8 protein-coding genes and 1 pseudogene are annotated in these 17822 nt (G+C 71.2%); 3 read left to right on the plus strand and 6 right to left on the minus strand.

The genetic code is table 11. From position 1 onward, the window contains the following. The 5 genes from CAP_RS42120 to CAP_RS42140 all read right to left on the minus strand — a co-directional run. The coding region (locus CAP_RS42120; protein ID WP_044252011.1) for a serine/threonine-protein kinase at positions 1–874 on the minus strand (874 nt) is incomplete at its 3' end. A 118-nt stretch (positions 875–992) separates the two neighbouring features. Beyond that, positions 993–6734, minus strand: coding sequence for a DNA repair ATPase (locus CAP_RS42125; protein WP_044252013.1), 5742 nt, complete (start codon positions 6732–6734; stop codon positions 993–995). Between the two features lie 218 nt (positions 6735–6952). Next, a complete protein-coding gene (locus CAP_RS42130) occupies positions 6953–9226 on the minus strand; it encodes a flotillin family protein (RefSeq protein WP_231512019.1) in 2274 nt (757 codons plus the stop codon). Positions 9227–9524: 298 nt separating this feature from the next. Beyond that, on the minus strand, positions 9525–10430 hold the full coding sequence (locus CAP_RS42135; protein WP_052376889.1) for an SPFH domain-containing protein: 906 nt from the start codon (positions 10428–10430) through the stop codon (positions 9525–9527). A gap of 80 nt (positions 10431–10510) precedes the next feature. Next, positions 10511–11449: a DUF1449 family protein gene (locus tag CAP_RS42140; RefSeq protein ID WP_052376890.1), complete on the minus strand. Its 939-nt coding sequence runs from the start codon at positions 11447–11449 to the stop codon at positions 10511–10513. Between the two features lie 77 nt (positions 11450–11526). Here CAP_RS42140 and CAP_RS42145 point away from each other — a divergent pair, with 77 nt between their 5' ends. From CAP_RS42145 to CAP_RS46820, 3 genes are all read left to right on the plus strand, one after another. Beyond that, positions 11527–12645: a threonine/serine dehydratase gene (locus CAP_RS42145; RefSeq protein WP_081865830.1), complete on the plus strand. Its 1119-nt coding sequence runs from the start codon at positions 11527–11529 to the stop codon at positions 12643–12645. 466 nt (positions 12646–13111) lie between these two features. After that, a complete protein-coding gene (locus CAP_RS55510; RefSeq protein WP_052376891.1) occupies positions 13112–15577 on the plus strand; it encodes a serine/threonine-protein kinase in 2466 nt (821 codons plus the stop codon). 252 nt (positions 15578–15829) lie between these two features. Next, positions 15830–16552, plus strand: coding sequence for a hypothetical protein (locus CAP_RS46820; RefSeq protein ID WP_052376892.1), 723 nt, complete (start codon positions 15830–15832; stop codon positions 16550–16552). Positions 16553–16657: 105 nt separating this feature from the next. Here CAP_RS46820 and CAP_RS42160 read toward each other — a convergent pair. Continuing rightward, a pseudogene (locus tag CAP_RS42160) lies at positions 16658–17822 on the minus strand (hypothetical protein); the annotation flags it as partial.

Here is a 17822-nt window from a genome sequence, read left to right on the forward strand (position 1 = left end):
CCGCGACCCCCCCGCCCCCCGCGACCCCGCGCTCGGCCCGCCTCTCTCCACCTCCCGCGAGCCTCCCCAGCGCTGCCGCCACCGCATCCCCATCGACCGGACGCTCCCCTGGCTCCTTCGCCAGCATCCGCCCGACCAGCGCCTCCAGCGCCTCGGGCGTGTCTGGCCGAACGGCCCGCAGCTTCGGCGGCTCCTCCAGCAGGATCTTCGCCAGCACCGCCACCTTGTCCTCCGCGTGGAACGGCGCCACCCCTGCCAGGCACTCGAACAGCACGCACCCCAGCGAGAACACGTCGGCCTGCGCCCCCACGTCCTCTGCGCCCCGGGCCTGCTCCGGAGCGATGTACCCCGGCGTCCCCAGCGCCATCCCCGCCCGCGTGATCGCGCTGTCCCGATCGAGCAGCCGCGCGATCCCGAAGTCCAGGAGCTTCACCCGCCGCACGTCCGACCCTGCCAGGAACAGGTTCCCGGGCTTCACGTCCCGGTGCACCACCCCCCGCGCGTGTGCAGCCCCGAGCGCGGCCCCCACCTGCTGCCCCAGCGCCACCACCTCGTCCACCGACAGCGCCGGCCCCCGCCCGAGCCGCGCCTTCAGGTCCTCCCCCTCCAGCCACTCCATCACCAGGTACGGCGGCCCATCGCCTGCCCGACCGTGCGCCACGTACCGCACCACCCCCGGGTGCTGCAGCTCTGCCAGGAGCTGACCCTCCCGGGCGAACCTGTCGAGCGGCGCGCGCCTGTCCACGCGCAGCACCTTCAGCGCGACGGGCTCCCCCGTGAGCCTGTCGCGGGACCGGTACACGCTCCCCATCCCCCCGGCTCCCGCGAGCGTCTCGACCTCGAAACGCCCCCCCACGACGTCACCCGGCTTCACGCGCCCGATGATACGCCCCCCGCCTCACCGGGCACTCCCCCTCGCCGCGCCTCCCTCACCGGGCCCCCTCGCCGCGCGCCTTCGCCGCGCGCCCCCTGCGCTGCGTGCGCCCTCTCGCTCAGGCGTCGTAGCGAAGTGGCGCCCGCTCCCGCGCGTACTCCTCGATCAGCGTCCGCTCCTCGGCCGACAGCTTCACGAACCGCGCCCCGAACCCTGGCGGGCCTTCTCCACCGGCCCCCCGAGCCCACTCCACGACCCCCATCACCTCGATGGCGCGCCCATCGGGGAACGGGATCCGCACCGCCACCGTCGACCCCCGCGCTGGCGTCCGGTGCGTCGGCACGAAGATCCCCCCGTGCCCGACCACGTCTTCGGCGGGCCCTGCCTGGTAGAAGTTCGCCGGGCTGTTCCCTCCGAGCTTCGCCTCGAACCGCGGCGCGGGTGGCGCACCCCCGCTCTTCCCTCGCGAGAGCGCCTCCTTCAGCCTCTCGTCCAGGGACCGCACCAGCTCCTCCACCTCTCCGAGGTGCTTCTCCACGGCCCGCACCCCGAGCGCGCTCTGCGTCGCCGACTTTGCCAGCGGCGTCACCGTCTGCTCCACCAGCGACAGGTACTGCGCCACCACCTCGGACACCGACCTGTCCGTCTCCACGTGCACGTCCACCTTCGGCTGCGCCAGCGAGCGCATCGCCGCCGACAGCCGGTGCAGCTCCGGCTCCAGCCAGCCCTTCAGCTCCCGGGCCTTCGCCCCCTCCTGGCTCGCCGCCACTGCACCCCCGATGGCCCCGCGGATCCCCTCGAGCTGCTCGGCCAGCATCGTCAGGGTCCCCGTCACCCGCACCACCGGATCGTCGTCCTTCCCCCCCATCCGCTTGACCCGTTGGAAGCCCTTCTTGATCTCCTCCCAGCGCGCCTTCTGCTCCGCCGACTGCCGCCCCCGCATCTCCGCGAGCTTCAGCAGGTTCTGCTCTGCGCCGCTGGTCAGCGTCTGCGACTCGCTCGTGTAGTGGTCGTCCACGAGCCGCTCGATCTCGTCGTCCGTGTGCGCCGAGACCACCTTCTCGGTCAGCTTGTTCATGTTCCGGTAGCTGCCTTGCAGCTTGAACGGCGGCTCGGTCCGGAAGGCGTCCTCCTGCGACGCGCTCCGGATGTACTCCTGGTTCACGGACAGGAGCACCTTCTGCACCTTGAACAGCCGCCGCAGCACCTCCACCACCTCGGTCACCTCCGCGGCCGAGTAGGCGTGGCTGAAGTCCGTCGACGCCCCCTCCTCACCTTGCGCCAGCTTGATGAACTTGTGCACGTCCGCGGGCTCTCGCCCTGCCAGCGGCGCCAGCGTCGGGTTCGACGTCAGCCCGTTCTCCAGGTAGCTCAGCGCGAAGATCGCCTCCTTGCCATCCAGGATGTCGCCCAGGTTGTACGTATCGGCCCGGTTCGCGAGCATGTCCGGGATCTGGAACCGCGCCCCCGACTCCGTGTACGGGTTCCCCGCCATCACCACGCAGAACTTCTTCCCCCGCAGATCGTAGGTGCGCGTCTTGCCGCCCCACACCCCCTCGATCCGCCGCTGCGCATCGCACAGCGAGATGAACTTCTGCAAGAGCTCCGGGTTCGTGTGCTGGATGTCGTCGAGGTAGAGCATCACGTTGTTGCCCATCTCCAGACCCAGGTTGATCTTCTCCACCTCCTGCCGCGCCGTCGCGTTCGGCGCCTCCGAGGGATCGATCGAGGTCACCTCGTGCCCCAGCGCCGGCCCGTTCACCTTCATGAACACCAGCCCCAGCTTGCTGGCCACGTACTCCATCAGCGTCGTCTTGCCGTACCCGGGCGGCGAGATGAGCAGCAGCATGCCCATCAGGTCCGTCCGCTTCCCGGCCCCCGCGGCCCCGAGCTGCTTCGCCAGGTTCGCCCCGATGAGCGGCAGGTACACCTCGTCGATCAGCCGGTTGCGCACGAAGGACGTCAGCACCTTCGGCGAGAACTCGTCGAGCCGGAGCCGTCGCCTCTCGCGCTCCACGATCTCCCCCCGCAGCCGCCGGTAGGCCCGGTAGCGCGGCACCCGCTCCCGCATCATCTCGCCGACCCGCCCCAGCACCTCGTCGAGCCGCAGCGCGAGCGCCCGCTCCTTGATCCGCGGGTGCTGGCCGAGCAGCCCCTCCACCCGCGCCTCCACCACCGCCGCGCTGGGCTCCCGATCGAGCTTCCGCTCCGTCACCAGCACCACCGCCGCCTCGCGCGCCAGGTGCCCGAGGTGCGCCCGCTCCGGATCGTTCTCCACGAACGCTTCCACCCACGCCAGCGCCAGCGCGAGCTGCGCCGCCGGCTGCGCCTCGAGCTGCCGCAGATCCTCCTCCAGCGCCCCGCGCCCCCCGCCCAGGTCCAGGTATCCCAGCAGCGCATCCCGCAGCGCGATCGCCCCCGCGCTCGTCACGAACCGCGGGTGGTCTGCCGACAGCTCCTCCACCAGGTAGCGCGCCGCGAACCGCACCTCTCCCTTGCTGGCCGTCACCTCGTACGCCTTCGCCGCGGCCTCCACCGCCTTCTCCAGCTCCCCTGCGAACGCCCCGAGCGCCGTCCCGCGCCCTGAGCCGCCCCCGCCCCCGCCCGCAACCCGCGGCCCGCCCTTCACCCCTTCCAGGATCTGCGCCCGCAGCCGCCCCAGGCTCCGCGCCCTCCGGTGGGTCACCTCTCGCTCCGGTGCCCCCATTGCGGCCCAGCACAGGCACCCGAGCGCCCGCGCCCCGCTCGCGTACCGCAAGAGCCCCGCGGTCGACATCAACCCCAGCAGCTTCTCCAGGATCAGCGCCGCGTCCGCGTCGTGCACCCCGCGCTCGTACCCCTCGTCGTGCCGCTCTGCCGCGTAGGCCCGCACCGCTGCGAGCAGCCCCTCGCTCGGACCTGCCGCGCTCTTCGTCCCCGTACTCGTCGTTCCGCCCGTTCCGCCCGTCCCCGCCGACCCCGCCTCCGACGTCACCGTCATCAGCGCCGCCTTGAGCGCCCCCAGCGAGAGCCCGCCTCGCCCGGCCTCCGCGTCCTCCAGCATCGACACCGCCAGCAGCTCGCCCCGGTACACCTCCGGCGTCTCGCTCACGAGCTGCTGGTCCCACAGATCACGCGCCTCGTTCAGCGCCCCGTCCTCGATCACCTCGAAGAAATCGGTCCCCGTCAGGTGCAGCGCCATCGCCCCCTCGCGGGGCACCAGCGTCAGCTCCAGCGGCTGCGTGTTCACGTTGAACTTGTGCCGCCCGAGCTTGATGACGTTCGCGCCGTCCTCGAACAGATCCTCCCGGTCCCGGAGCAGCCGCAGCGCGTCTTGCCGCGCCGACTTCAGCCGCGACTCCACCTCGTCGCTCTTCACCGAGTCGCCGAGCTTCGACAGCTCCCCCGCGAGATCGCGCACCTTCGCGACCATCGCGTCCGTCGCGAAGTAGGCGTTCAGCTCGTCCGCGTTCGCGAACCCCCGCGCCCTCCGCACCACCCCTTGCAGGATCCGGTCGGCGGCCCCCACCAGGTTCTGCACGCGCCGCTGCCGCTCGTCCACGAGCTGCTGCCGCCGCGCCCCGATCGCCTCGTTGACCTCTTCCCGCTTCGCCGCGAGCTCCGCCAGGAACTCGTCGAACTCCCCGAACCGCCCCTCCAGCTCCTCGAGCTGCACGAGCAGCTTCGACAGCTCGCTGTCGCACCGCTCCGGCGTGTCGCAGGCCGCCGCCGCGCTCGCCACGCTCTGCCCGAACAGCTTGAACTGCGCCCCGAACTCGGCCCGCCCCTCCGACCCCCGCAGATCCCGCGTCTTCGCGTTGAGGATCGCCCGCGCCCGGTTGAGCTGAGCGTACACCTCGCTCACCCCCTCCAGGATCCGCGTCCGCGCCGTCGGATCGTCGACCTTCAGGCCGGACACGATCTCGCTGAGGAGCGACAGCCCGTCGTTCACCCCGTCGAGATCCGCCTTGAAGGGCGTGATCTCGCTCGACTTCTTCACCGCCTCGATCTGCCCGACCAGGGCCCCGAGGCGATCCGTCAGCGGCTTGAACGCCTTGTCCCCGAGCAGGAACGCCGCCGCCGCCGCGCTCACCTCCTCGAACCGCGCCACCACCTCGGCTTCGAGCGCGTCCACCCGCCCGAGGTCCATGTACTTCAGCTCGCGCAGCGTGATCAGGTGCCCCCGCTGCTTGCGCAGCGCCGTCAGCGCCTGCATGAACGCGTCCACGCTCCGCAGGTCGTCCGGCCTGAGCCCCGACAGGACCTGCTTCTGCGCCTCCTCTGCGGCTGCCAGCGACTGCTTCGCGCGCGCCCGGATCGCCTCGACCTTCTCGAACTCGTCGATGATGCTCTCGGCCACTTTGCGCAGATCGCGCACGCTCCCGCCGAGATCCCCCGCCTCCGCGTGGCCGAGCCAGTAGTACGCGTCGACCATCCGGTCGCACGTCTTGATCACGTCCTCGTACGTCATCCGCGTCGGCTGATCCGACACGCACAGCCGCCTGAGGCTCAGCGCGTCCGAGATCCCCCGCACGAGGTCCGGGTTCCCCACCTTCGCCAGGTACGACCCGTCCGTCGGCACCGACGCCGCGAACTCCGCAGTCATGAACGGCGTCTGCCAGATCTGCATCGGGTGCACGCGCGTCGCCTCGTCCGTCGACCGGAAGATCACCATCTTCCCGTCGTCGAACAGGCTGTAGCCGTGGCACGGGATCGGCGTCGCGATCTCCTTGCGGATCACGTTGTACGGGAACAGCACGTACTTCCCGTCCGACACCCGGTGGAAGACGTAGAGCACGTCCTCCCCGTTCGGCGACTTGATCACCCGCTCGAACAGGAGATCGTCCCCGCTCTCGTCGAACCGCTTGCTCTCCCCGGTGAGCAGGTAATACCCGTTCGGGAAGACGATCCCCTGGTCCTCCGGCAAGGTCAGGCAGGCCTGCCCCACCGCGTCCACCCGGACCACCTTCTTCAGCCGGCTGTTGTAGACCAGGTAGCGGTAATTCAGCTCCCGGAACGGCTTGATCTTCAGCAGGATCAGCGGCCCGAGCTTCGCGTAACGGATCTCCGCGTCGTCGAGCCCCTGGTTCGCGTCCTCCACCGGCTCGCTGTAGATCCCGAGCCCCGACGCGGTGTTGTTCTCCACCTTGACGGTCAGGTCTCCGCCCACCGTCTCCACGTAGATCTCGTCGAGGATCGACACGTGCGGGTGCTTCCCCGACACCTGATCCTCGCGCGTCGTCGCCTTCCACTCGAAGTCGTGCGACCGCGGCCGGACGTTGTCCCCCTCGCCGCGCGCGTCCATGTACTTGATCCGGCCCGAGCCATCGACGCTCCACCGGAACACCTTCACGTCCCGCTCGGTGGCGCCCGTCTGGAAGATCGCGAGCAGCCGCGTGTCCGTGCGCCGGAGCTGCAGCAGCCGCGTCTCCTTCGTGTACTTGAAGAGATCCTTGAAGTCCTTGACGAACGCCGGATCGGCGAGGAACCCCCCGTCCCCTTCCTCCAGCGGCACCGGCGCGAAATCGTGCCCCTCGGCGCCCTGCCCGAAGCGGTGGAGCGCGAACACGTCCCCCACCTGCGCCTCGTGCTTCAGCCCCAGCACCACGTGGTAGCCCACGAGGAGCTTGCCCCGCACGCTCACGATGTCCCGCGGGACGCAGTTGTGCTCCGTGCGGATCCGCTCCGTCGCCGCGAGCTGCAGCTCCGAGCCGCCGAAGGTCGTCTTGCGCTTTCCGTTCAGCGCCTCGGCCTTCTTGCCGAGCGTCTCGGCCTGCTCCAGCAGGCGTCGACGGATGACCTCGTAGCTTCCCCCCTCCAGAGCCTCCGCGCCGCCATTCGAAGCAGAGGCGCCCGCCGCCTCCGGTGCCTTGGATGTCATGGGCGTTCAAACCTCGTTGCTGCGTACGTACTGCGTACCCTGGATCAGGGGCCTCACGGCCCCTACGCTCCCGTTGGTCGGTACTGCGTACCCTGGATCAGGGGCCTGCGGCCCCTACGCTCCCGTTGGTCGGTACTGCGTACCCTGGATCAGGGGCCTGCGGCCCCTACGCTCCCGTTGGTCGCTACCTGGCGTGGACGTTACCTGGAAGCGAGCAGCTACGCGCGCGGCGCCTTGCCCAGCTCGTCGAGCCCGAGATCGCGCGCCTTGTCGGCCATCGCCTGGATCTGCTTCTTGCTCTCCGGATCGGTCGACCTGCTCACCAGGCGCCCCAGCAGATCGGTCAGGCTCGGCGCCGGCGCGCCCTCGGGCCGCGTCAGGTAGTCCTCGAACAGCCCCTTCACCGTGGAGCTCTGCTCCACCACCCCGTCCACCGTCTGCCCGAGCGTCACCGCCTTCATGAAGCGCTCGAAGAACGCTCCATCGCCGCCGACGATGTTGATCTTCGCCGTCGAGAACGCTGCCCGCAGCACCTCTGCCTGGGCGCGCGCGACCTCCACCCGGGTCCTGATCTGCTCGAGCTCGATGACCTTCTCCTTCTCCAGGCGCAGCCGGAACTCCTCGTGCTCCCGGCCCAGCCCGTCGAGGGCCTTCATCGCCGCCGCCTTCTCGGCCGTACCGCTGGCCTCTGCGAGCAGCCGCTCCTTCACCCCGAGCGCCTCGGCGAGGACCATCTTCTCCTTCGCGGTCGCCTCGGCCAGGCCCATCTTCTCCGTCGCCGCGGCCTCGGCCTCGCGCGCCTTGGCCATCGCCAGGCCGCGCTGCTCGAGCCCCACGGCCTCGGCGAGCAGCTTCTCCTTCGCCACCCCGGCCTCGGCGAGCCCCCGCTTCTCCAGCCCCGTCGCCTCGGCGAGCAGCTTCTCGCGCGCCACGTTCGCCTCCGCGAGGCCCTGGCGCTCCACCGCGGCTGCGTCGGCTTCCCGCACCCGCACCCGCACCATCCCCTGCTTCTCCTCGCCCGTGGCGGCCGCCTGCATCTTCTCCAGCGCCACCCGCGCCTCGGCGAGCCCGGTCTTCTCCAGCGCCGCCGCGTCGGCCTCCCGGATGCGCACCTTGGCCAGCCCCTCGGCTGCGGCCTCGGCCTGCACGCCCTCCGCGATCCGGATCTTCGCCCGCGTCGCCTTGTCGCTCGCCTCGAGCTCGGCCTCCGCGGTGATCACCTTCTCCCGCGCCCGGAACTTCGCCGCTTCCTCGCTCGCCTCGGCCGACTTGAGCTGCTTCACGAGCTGCTCCTGCGCCTCCGCCTCGGCGTTGATCCGCGTCACGTCCTTCAGGCGGGTCGCCTCGGCCAGCGCGCGGACGTCCTTGATGCGCTCCTCCTCCTCCGCGACCGTCTTCTCCACCGCGATCCGCGTCCGGATCACGTCCGAGATCTCCTTGCGCTGCAGCTCCAGGTCCTTCTCACGGGCGATCTGCTGCAGCGACACGTCGCGCTCCCGCGCCACGACCTCGAGCTGCCGCGCCCGCTCCACCCGCTCCGTCTCCACCTGGACCTCGCGCACCTTGGCGCGCTCCGCGATGGCGATCCCTCGCTCCTTCGCCTCCCGCGCGACCTTCTCCTCCTCCTCGTTCTTCTCCTTCACGAGCAGGGTCTTCTTCTGCTCGTCGCTCGCCACCCGCGCCGCCTCGTTCTCCTCGCGGGACTGCGCGATGGCGATCTCCTTCTTCGCCTTCGCCTCCGCCTCCGCGCGCCGGTGCTCGAACGTGAACAGCGCCTCCGCCGCGTGCAGGTTCTGGCTCCCGATCTCCATCTTCTCCTTCTGACGGAGCTCGTTGGTCAGGATGTTCTGCACCACCGTGAGGTCGGTGATCTTCTTGATGCCCTCGGCATCCATGATGTTGTCTTTGTCGAGGGCCTCGAGCGGCGTCTGCTCCAGGTAATCGATCGCCGCGTCCTCCAGCGCGAACCCGTTCAGGTCCTTGCCGATGACGTCGATGATGTCGTCCTTGAACTGCTGCCGCGACTTGTACAGATCCTCGAAGTTCAGCCGCTTACCGACCGTCTTCAGCGCCTCGGAGAACTTCGCGTTGAAGAGGTCCTCCAGCGTCTTCGGATCCGACGCCCGCCCACACCCGATGGCCTGCGCCACCTTGAGCACGTCCTCCTGCGTCTTGTTCACCCGCACGAAGAAGATGACCTTGATGTCTGCGCGGATGTTGTCCTTGCAGATCAGCCCCTCCTTCCCGCGCCGATCGATCTCCACGGTCTTCACCGAGATGTCCATCATCTCGGCCTTGTTGATGATCGGGTAGACCACCTTCCCCGTGAAGGTGACGACGGGCTCCGACTTCATCGTGTTGACGATCAGCGCCTTGCCCTGCTCCACCTGCCGGTAGAACTTGGCGACGATCAGCAATGAGCCAAAGATCGCCAGCGCGACCAGGCCGATGACGACGACGAACGGAAGAATCTGCTCCAGGCTCTGGGGCACGGCGGTCTCCTCTTGCTTGAACGAGGGCGAGACTACACGAAGGCATGCGTCCTCAATCAAGGATCAACGGACTGGCGATCGACGTCAGGACGTGCTCCTGCCTGCTCCTTCGCACGCACCTCTGCCGTGCAGATCACAGACGCCATCGCCGCGTCATCCAGACTCTGCGATCTCCAGAACATCCTCGCCCGCGCCACACGCACCCCCGCGCGAGCACGGATGATCCTTCTATCCTGGAGAATCTCCCCGCCCTCGTTCCCCCTCCGCTGCCCCTCCCGCCGTCACGCCCCGATCTTTCTCACGTGTTCCGGCCAGGCTCCTCGCGCTCCTCGCGCTCCTCGCGCCCCTCGCGCGCATCACGCGCCGCCTTGCGCGCCTCGGCGATCACCCGCGCCGTCTCGTCCTGCTCCAGCGCCTGCGCGACCGCGATCTCCCGCTGCAGCTTCGCCTCCACCTCGGCCCGCACCTGCTGGTAACGGAGCGCAGCCTCGTCAGTCTCGTGGTTCTGCCGGAGAACCTCCCTCCGCTCCTGCTGCAGCAGCGTGTTCGTGGCGAGCTGCTCCACCGTCGTGCGCCGCGTGATCGCGGCGATGCCCTCCGCGTCCAGGATGTTGCTCGGGTCGAGCGCCTCGATCGGCGTCTGCTCCAGCGAGTCGATGGCCAGATCCTCCAGCGTGAACCCGCCCAGGTCCGTACCCATCCTGGTGATCACCTCGTCCTTGAACGCCTGGCGCGACGCGAGCAGCGTGTCGAAGGCCATCTCCCGGGCGACGGTCTTCATCATCTCCGACACCTTCACCTCGAACAGCTCCTTCAGCGCCGCCGGATCCGACGCCCGCGCGCACCCGATGGTCTGCGCCACCCTGAGCACGTCCTCCGTGGTCCTGTTCACCCGCACGAAGAGCGTGACCTCCGCGTCCACCCGGATGCTGTCCCTGCAGAGCAGCCCCTTCGCGCCCTCCCGCGTCACCTTCACCGTCTGCACCGACACGTCCATCGCCTCGGCCTCGTGGAAGAACGGATAGACCACCGCCGCCGTGAAGGTGACCCGCGGCGCCCCGCCCATCCCGTTCACGATCAGCGCCTTGCCCTGCGGCACCCGCCGGTAGCAGGTCTTGATCACCAGCAGCGCCCCGACGACGCACACCGCACCCAGACAGAGCGCGACCACGATCGGCAGCAGGATCTCCACGTTCCCCGACAAAGCACACCCCTCGAAAGTAAAGAGACGAGACTACACGACCCGGAAGGCGCCCCTGCAAGGCCCTCGGCCCTGCTCCCCCTTCACTCGCCGAGCCTCCGCGCCCCCGCCTTCTCCTCGTCAACCTGCGCCGCCGCGGCCGTCGCCTCCGCCTCCGCCTCCGCCGCCTCCTCGTCTCCAGGCACCTTCCCGCGCGCTCCGTCCCCGGCCCCACCGCTCGCCCCGCGCTCTGCCCCTGCGAGCTGCTGGATCCGCCGCTCCACCAGCAGATCGTCCATCGGCTCCACCGCGAAGCTCTCCTTCTCGGCGTCCCAGTTCACCAGGATGGCCCGGTCCCCCTGCCGCAGCACCCCTGGCGCATCGCTGCGCACGTTCAGGATCAGCCCCGCCCCACCGTCCTGCAGCAGCGCCTGTCCGAAGCGCTCGTCCACCCTCCCCGTGGAGATCACCACCACCTTCCCCACCAGATCGGCCAGCGACTGCGCGCGCTGCGTCACGAACAGCCCCCCGAGCGGCCGCGCCACCAGGGACGCCAGCGGCAGCGCCACGAGCAGCGACACCAGCAGGAGCCCCACCCGGAACAGCCACCCCGGCATCCCCGCCCCGGTCCACAGCGGCGCCGCGTGCGTCTCCCCGAGCACGCTGATCAGCCACCCGAACGTCGCCGTCAGCGTCAGCGCCACCGTCGCCGGCACCCGCTTGAGGTGCAGCGCCCCCATCAACCCCGCGAGCCCTCCCTCCCCATCGAGCGCGCTTTCCCCCCCGACCACCTCGCCGGCGCCCTTGGCCATGCCCTCCAGCGTCCCCTTGGCCACGCCGTCGAGCCCCCCCTTCATCACCCCTTCCAGCGCCCCCTTGGTCACCCCGTCGAGCGCGCCTTCCGCGTGCCCATCGGCGCCCCCGAGCACATCCATGTCGAGCGCCCCGAGCACCACGAAGAACCAGTAGATCAGCGCCAGCGCCAGCACCCCCGTGAACAGCACGGTGGGGAAGGTGAGGGACGCATCGACCAGCCCGATCATGCGGGCAGCCTATGTCAGCGCGCCCCTTTCGCGCAGGCAATTTGACGCCTTGCTCCCTTCTTCTCGTGCATGTGAGCATGCGCGCCGCGCGAGACCCCCTGGTGGACGCATCGCGTCGGCTCGCAGCAGCACGTTTCGCCTTCGCCTTCGCCTTCGCCTTCGCCCTCGTCACCGGAGACACGCCCTTGGATGTACCGAGCCCTCAGGATGTACCGAGCCCGCAGGATGCACCGAGCCCGCAGGATGCACCGAGCCCGCTCCCCCGGGTCCACGTCACGCGCGCCGACATCGACGACGCCGCCCAGCGCATCGCCGCGCACGTCCGCGAGACCCCCGTCCTCCGCATGGAGCCCGGCGCCTTCGGGGTCGACGGCGCCCTCTACCTCAAGCTCGAATCCCTCCAGCACACCGGCTCGTTCAAGGTGCGCGGTGCCTTCAACCGCATGCTCTCCGCCGAGGTCCCCTCCTCGGGCGTCATCGCGGCCTCGGGCGGCAACCACGGCGTCGCCGTCGCGTACGCCGCCTTGCGCCTCGGACACCGCGCGGAGATCTTCGTCCCGGTCACCGCCTCTCCCGTCAAGGTCGAGCGCCTCCGTCGCTACGGTGCCCACGTCACCCAGATCGGCGACCGCTACGCGGACGCCCTCGCCGCGAGCCAGCTCCGCGCCGCCGAGACGGGCGCCCTCGAAGTCCACGCGTTCGACCAGCCCGAAGTCGTGGCAGGGCAGGGGACCGTCGGCCGTGAATTCGACGCCCAGGCTCCCGGCCTCGACACCGTCCTCGTCGCGGTCGGCGGGGGAGGCCTGATTGCCGGCATTGCATCGTGGTATGGCGACGCTGCCAGCGTGGTGAGCGTCGAACCCGAGCGCGCCCCTACGCTCTCCGCCGCGCTCTCCGCCGGGAAACCCCTGAAAGTCTCCGTCAGCGGCGTGGCCGTCGACGCGCTGGGCGCCTCCCAGGCAGGCGACATCGCATTCGACGTCGCCCGGCGACACGTGCGGCACGCGATACTGATCCCCGACGACGCCATTCTCGCCGCACAGCGCGCATTGTGGGAGGAGCTGCGCTTCGCCGCCGAACCCAGCGGCGCCACCGCCCTCGCCGCCCTCATGTCCGGCGCATACCCGCGCAGATCCGGCGAGCGCATCGGCGTGGTTGTGTGTGGGGGAAACGCGGACCTCCGCGCCCTGGCCTGAGCCGCCATCGACCCCGGCGCGGGCAGAGGACACGCAGGCCGGACACCCCGCGTCCACCCCTGACCGCACGAAATTGCGCCCAGCGGGCAGCGCAGAACGGCCCGAACATCATTGAAATCGAAATCGTGACCATTGCCTTGTCGAGCCCGGCCCGGCTGATTAACATGCAGCCTGAACCATGGACTCCTGGCAAAACGAAGCCGCCGCGGTCCTCCTACCCGGACAGAGCGCAGCACGGTTAACCAGCGGGCACCCGACGGCGACAGACCCTTCTGTGAGCCCCGCGGCGCGTCTCCACGACGCCGCCGTGCCGGGCACTGAACGCCGCCCCCCTGGGAGGCACCCGAGCCCACACATCGCCGCAGGTCGAGAGACCCCTGCAGGCCTCACAAACCTCAACGCGCTGGCGTGATCTGCGGAGATCTTCGCTAGCCCGGCGCGCCGGACAGGTTCCATTTTGATCGCAATGATGCAGCACTCCACACCCCGTGTGCCGCTCACTCCCGGCACGGTCATCGCCGACAAGTACCGGCTCCTCCGGCACCTCGGTACCGGCGCCATGGGCACCGTCTGGGCTGCCATCAACGAGGCCACGGGCCGCGAGGTGGCCCTCAAGCTCATCGTCGCGCCCGTCGACGCTCTGAGGCGCCGTGTCGAGCGCGAGGCCCACGCCTGCGGCGCCCTCCGCCACCCGAACATCGTCGACATCTACGACGCCGTCGTGACCACCGAGGGCGACCCCGTCCTCGTCCTCCAGCTCCTCACCGGCGAGACCCTCGCCGACCTCCTGCTCCGCCGCCGCCGCCTCGAGCCCGCGCTCGCCGCCCACATCGGCCGCGAGATCGCCTCTGCCCTCACCGCCGTGCACGGCCTCGGCATCGTCCACCGCGACCTCAAGCCAGCGAACATCTTCCTCCACCGCGAGCACGACGACGCCACGCCTGTCGTCAAGGTCCTCGACTTCGGCGTCAGCAAGCCAGCCCCTGGCCGGAACCCGGCCTGCACCGCCCCGGGCGACGCCGTGGGATCGCTCCCCTACATGAGCCCCGAGCAGATCCGCGCCGCCGTCGACGTCGACCTCCGCGCCGACCTCTGGTCTCTCGGCGTCGTCCTCTTCGAGATGCTCACCGGCGAGCGCCCGTTTCAGGGCAACTTCAGCGAGATCGTCCTGCAGATCCTCCAGGGCCAGATCCCCCTCGTCAGCCGCTACGTGCGGCACGTCGCCCCCGGCTTCGTCGACCTCGTCGCCGGCTGCATGCACCGCCAGCGCGAGCACCGCTTCGGCCCCGCCGAGCGCATCGCCCTCGCCCTCGACCACGTCGTCGGCGACGGCGATCCCTGGAACCAGCCGCCCGCGCGCCGCTCCGACGTCGATCTCTTCGGCGAGCCCCGTTCCCCTCTCGCCCAGTGGATCCCGACCATCCCCCGCTCCGAGCACCACCCCGACTGGCCCTCTCTGCACGCGCCCCGCGCCGCCTCTCCCGCGCCCCACGCGATGCACGTCGGACACGCCGCGTATGCCGCGCACGCCGCGCATGCCGGACACGCCGCGTATGCCGCGTATGTCGCGCACGCCGCCCACGCCGCCCACGCCGCCCACGCGCCGCATGCCACCGAGACCCCCATCCCCGGCACCGAGCGCGGCGAGACCCGCATCGGTTTCGCCAGCCCATCCCCCCTGCGCACCCGCAGCTCCGAGCTCCGCGAAGCCCCCCCCTTCTTCCGGTCCACCCCCGAGGACGGCGCCCACGGCCTCCCGGCCGCGCTTCACCACCCCCTCTCCTTCGCCCCGGACCTCTCCCCTCGCGCGACCTGGATGCCACCCCTCGGCGTCGCCGCCGAGCCGTCCATGCTCCCTGACCCTGCCGTGCCTTTGTCCACTGCCGCACCTGCCGACGCGCAGCCCCTCTCTCAGGCCCGGCCCACCCCCCGCGCGCCCGCCGTACCCACCGCGCTCGACACGAACGTCCCCCCCAGCGCCCCCCTCGCGCCCGGTGCCTTTGCGCTCGCCGCCTCGCCCGCATCGTCGGCATCGCCCGCATCGTCGGCATCGCCCGCATCGTCGGCATCCCCCGCGTCCGCAGTCTCCCGCGAGCCTGCCTCGTCCCCGCTCCCCGGCTTCCCGAGCCACGGCTCCATGCTCGGCAGCGACGCCGATCCCCTCGTGAACTCCACGCGCCGCGGCGTCGCCGCCTCCTCGGGCGAAGCCATGATCCCCTCCGCGCCCGCGCGGTCCTCCACGCTGCCCGAACTGCCGCACAGTTCGTCCATCCCGTGCCCCTCCCCCGACCAGGCGCCACCCAGCTCTCTGCCCCCTGGCCTCCGCCTGTCCACCGGCAGCCTCCCCGCCGTGGAGCCAGCCTCTCCCGAGGGCCGCGCGACCCTCCCCTCGCAGGCGGCAAGCGATCCCGCACGCTGGCGCAGTCTCGTGTTCGTCTCCAGCGTCGTTGCTCTTCTCGTCGCCAGCACGACCTCGGTCCTGGTCTCCACCAGCGCACCCACCGCCGAGGCCACCGTGCGTCAGCCCGACGCACAAGGCCACGCCGACCGCTGTCCGGTCCCCACTCCGTCCCCCCGGCGCTCACTGCGGCCCAGCATCGCGACCTCTGCCGCCCATGCCTCCCCCGCGTTGAGCCCCCCCCCCATCCCCCTCGCGCCAAGCATCGCCCTGGGCTCCTCCGTGTCCGGCCACATCCCGGCTCCGTCCCCCTCCGTTGAGCCCTCCGCAGACGCCATCACCGCCGAGGCCGATCCGCTCCAGCCCGACCCCGAGCTCCCTGCCCTCGAGCCCCCGCACACCGCCGAGGCACCACTGGCCCTCCCTGCACCTCCCCCCCACCTCCTGCCCCCAACCCCGTCCGCAGCCCCCCTCAAGTGCTCACGCCCGCAATTCCTCCAGCGCCGCCGCTGCCCCAACCGCCCCCCGCGCTGAGCCGAGGACCAGGGACGAACCTGGGGAACGGAGTACCAGGCACGGCTACCTCGCACCCGGGGCTCAATCCGCCCCATCGTTTTCGCTGATCGCAGCGCCCCACGTCGCCTGCACCTCGACAACCGATCCACGACCCGCGCAGGCGCTTCGCCCCCGTGGTGGACCCTGCCCGACGACACGGCGAGGGCATGCTCCCGCCAGAGCACGAGGAACAGGGCTCGCCCACGCGCGCCCGCACAGAGGGGAGGGGACATGATGCACCGATCGTCCAGCACCACCATCGCCGCCTTGCTCACCGCGGCGGCCACCTTGCAGGGCTGCGTGCTCGACAGCGCCGGCACCTGCCACGACCGCACCCGCTGCACCGGCAGCACGGACCGCGACCACGACGTGGGCGATGGCTCCAGCGAGGCAGGCGACAGCGCCACCTCCCCCGGGTCCACGCGCTGCACCGACGACGCCGTCTGCGAGGACGGCGATCCCTGCACCGCCGACACCTGCACCCCCGAGGGGCACTGTCGTCACGATCCCTTCGGCGAAGGCCACCCGCTCGACCCCCAGGCCTGTCAGGCCATGAGCTGCCAGGCCGGGCTCCCCACGCCCTCAGGACCCACCCCGACCGGCACCCCGTGCGGCGAGGGAGGCCTCTGCGACGGCGCCGGGAGCTGCACCTCGCCCCTCGGTGGCACCTGCACCCTCGACGGCGACTGCACCTCCGGCCACTGCGTCGAAGGCATCTGCTGCGCCCGCGCCTGCGACGGCACCTGCGAGATGTGCAATCTCGAGACCTTCACCACCTGCCGCTTCCACGCCCGCGGCGAGTCCGACACCGCTTGCGGGACCACCAAGGCGTGCGACGCCCAGGCGACCTGCAAGCTCCTCGACGGCGAGAGCTGCACCCTCAGCGCGCAATGCCTGAGCAACGACTGCGCCTTCGTCAATGGCGACTTCAGGTGCGCTCCCCGGCTTGAATGAAGCGAAGCCCGGGTGAAGCCCGCACCGGTGCAGGCGCGAGCCCTCGCCGGTGCAGACGCGAGCCCCGTCGTCCAGGCGCGAGTCCCCGCTGCGCGACGGAGGTCCTCAGCCCCCCTTGGGAGCCGCGTTCGCCGGCGCGACTTGCTCTGGCGCTGCCTGCTCCGGGCTCCCGGCGGCAGGCACCGCGCCCGCGGGCACCCCTCGCGCCGGCCCCTCGGCAGGCGCCCCTGCGCCGACGTCACCCTGGGCATCCGAGACCGTGGTCGGCACCGTGCCCGCGAGCGCCCCACCCGCACGCGCGCCCTGTACGAGCGCCGTCCTCGCCGACGCACCCTTCACGGCAGCGTCCTTCACAGCAGCGTCCTTCACAGCAGCGTCCTTCGCCCCCGCGCCCTGGACCCCTGCGCCTTGCACCGAGGCTCCCTGCTCCGGCGCCCCCGGCGCTGTCTGCGGCTGCTCCGGCGCTGCCTGCGGCTGCTCCGGCGCCGCCTGCTCCTGCCCCGGCGCTCCCTGCTGCGGCGCCCCGCGCTCCGGCGCTCCTCGCCGCTCCACGCCTCCAGGCGCCACCTCCTGCGCGGCGGCCTCCTGCGTCCCGGTGAGGAGCTCCGCCGAACCGGGCTTGCCGGCCTGCGCCTCCGTCCCCGGAGCCCCGCTGCCCACCACCGCCTCACCGCGCGCGACCATCCCCACGAGCAGCCCTGCGAGCGCCGCACCGAGCATGCCCATCGCGGCCCACTTCACCCAGCCCCGCTTCGGCCGCGCCGGCACGGGCTGCGGCACGGAGAACACCATCGCCCTCCCCAGGTCGCGCGGCGAGGACGGCTCCGCGGTGGGTGCTTGCGGTGCTTGCGGTGCTTGCGGCACTTGCGCCACCTGCGGCACCTGCAACCCGAGGGGCCCGTGCCCCTGCATCTTGAACGCCGCGCTCATCGCTGCCGACGGCGTATACGTCCCCGCGATCGGCGTGTGCATGTCCATCGCGGCCATCTCTGCGTACGTGGGGCCCGACGGTCCCTCCACCCGCGGCGCGCCCGCCATCTTCTCCAGGTACCCGGGCCGCATCTCCGAGTCCGCGTACACCGTGCGCGTCTCCGACGTCGGGTCCTCCGACGGCTCCCCGGAGCGCGCCTCCACGCTGGAGCGCGCTTCCACGCTCGTCGCCTCCGTGCCCAGAGCGCCCGGAGCGCCCGGAGCGCCAGCGTGCCGCGCCTCCGCGCCAGCGTGCCGCGCCGCCGCGCCTACCGCGCCAGCCACGCCAGCCACGCCCGCG

Origin of the sequence: Chondromyces apiculatus DSM 436 (genome assembly GCF_000601485.1) — a bacterium.
Lineage (GTDB): Bacteria > Myxococcota_A > Polyangia > Polyangiales > Polyangiaceae > Chondromyces > Chondromyces apiculatus.

Bases quoted from the DNA above. Each gene is read 5' to 3' on its own strand.
- CAP_RS42140 (WP_052376890.1), bottom strand. From the start codon at position 11,449: ATGATCGGGCTGGTCGATGCGTCCCTCACCTTCCCCACCGTGCTGTTC.
- CAP_RS55510 (WP_052376891.1), top strand. From the start codon at position 13,112: ATGATGCAGCACTCCACACCCCGTGTGCCGCTCACTCCCGGCACGGTC.
- CAP_RS42145 (WP_081865830.1), top strand. From the start codon at position 11,527: ATGCGCGCCGCGCGAGACCCCCTGGTGGACGCATCGCGTCGGCTCGCA.
- CAP_RS46820 (WP_052376892.1), top strand. From the start codon at position 15,830: ATGATGCACCGATCGTCCAGCACCACCATCGCCGCCTTGCTCACCGCG.
- CAP_RS42125 (WP_044252013.1), bottom strand. From the start codon at position 6,734: ATGACATCCAAGGCACCGGAGGCGGCGGGCGCCTCTGCTTCGAATGGC.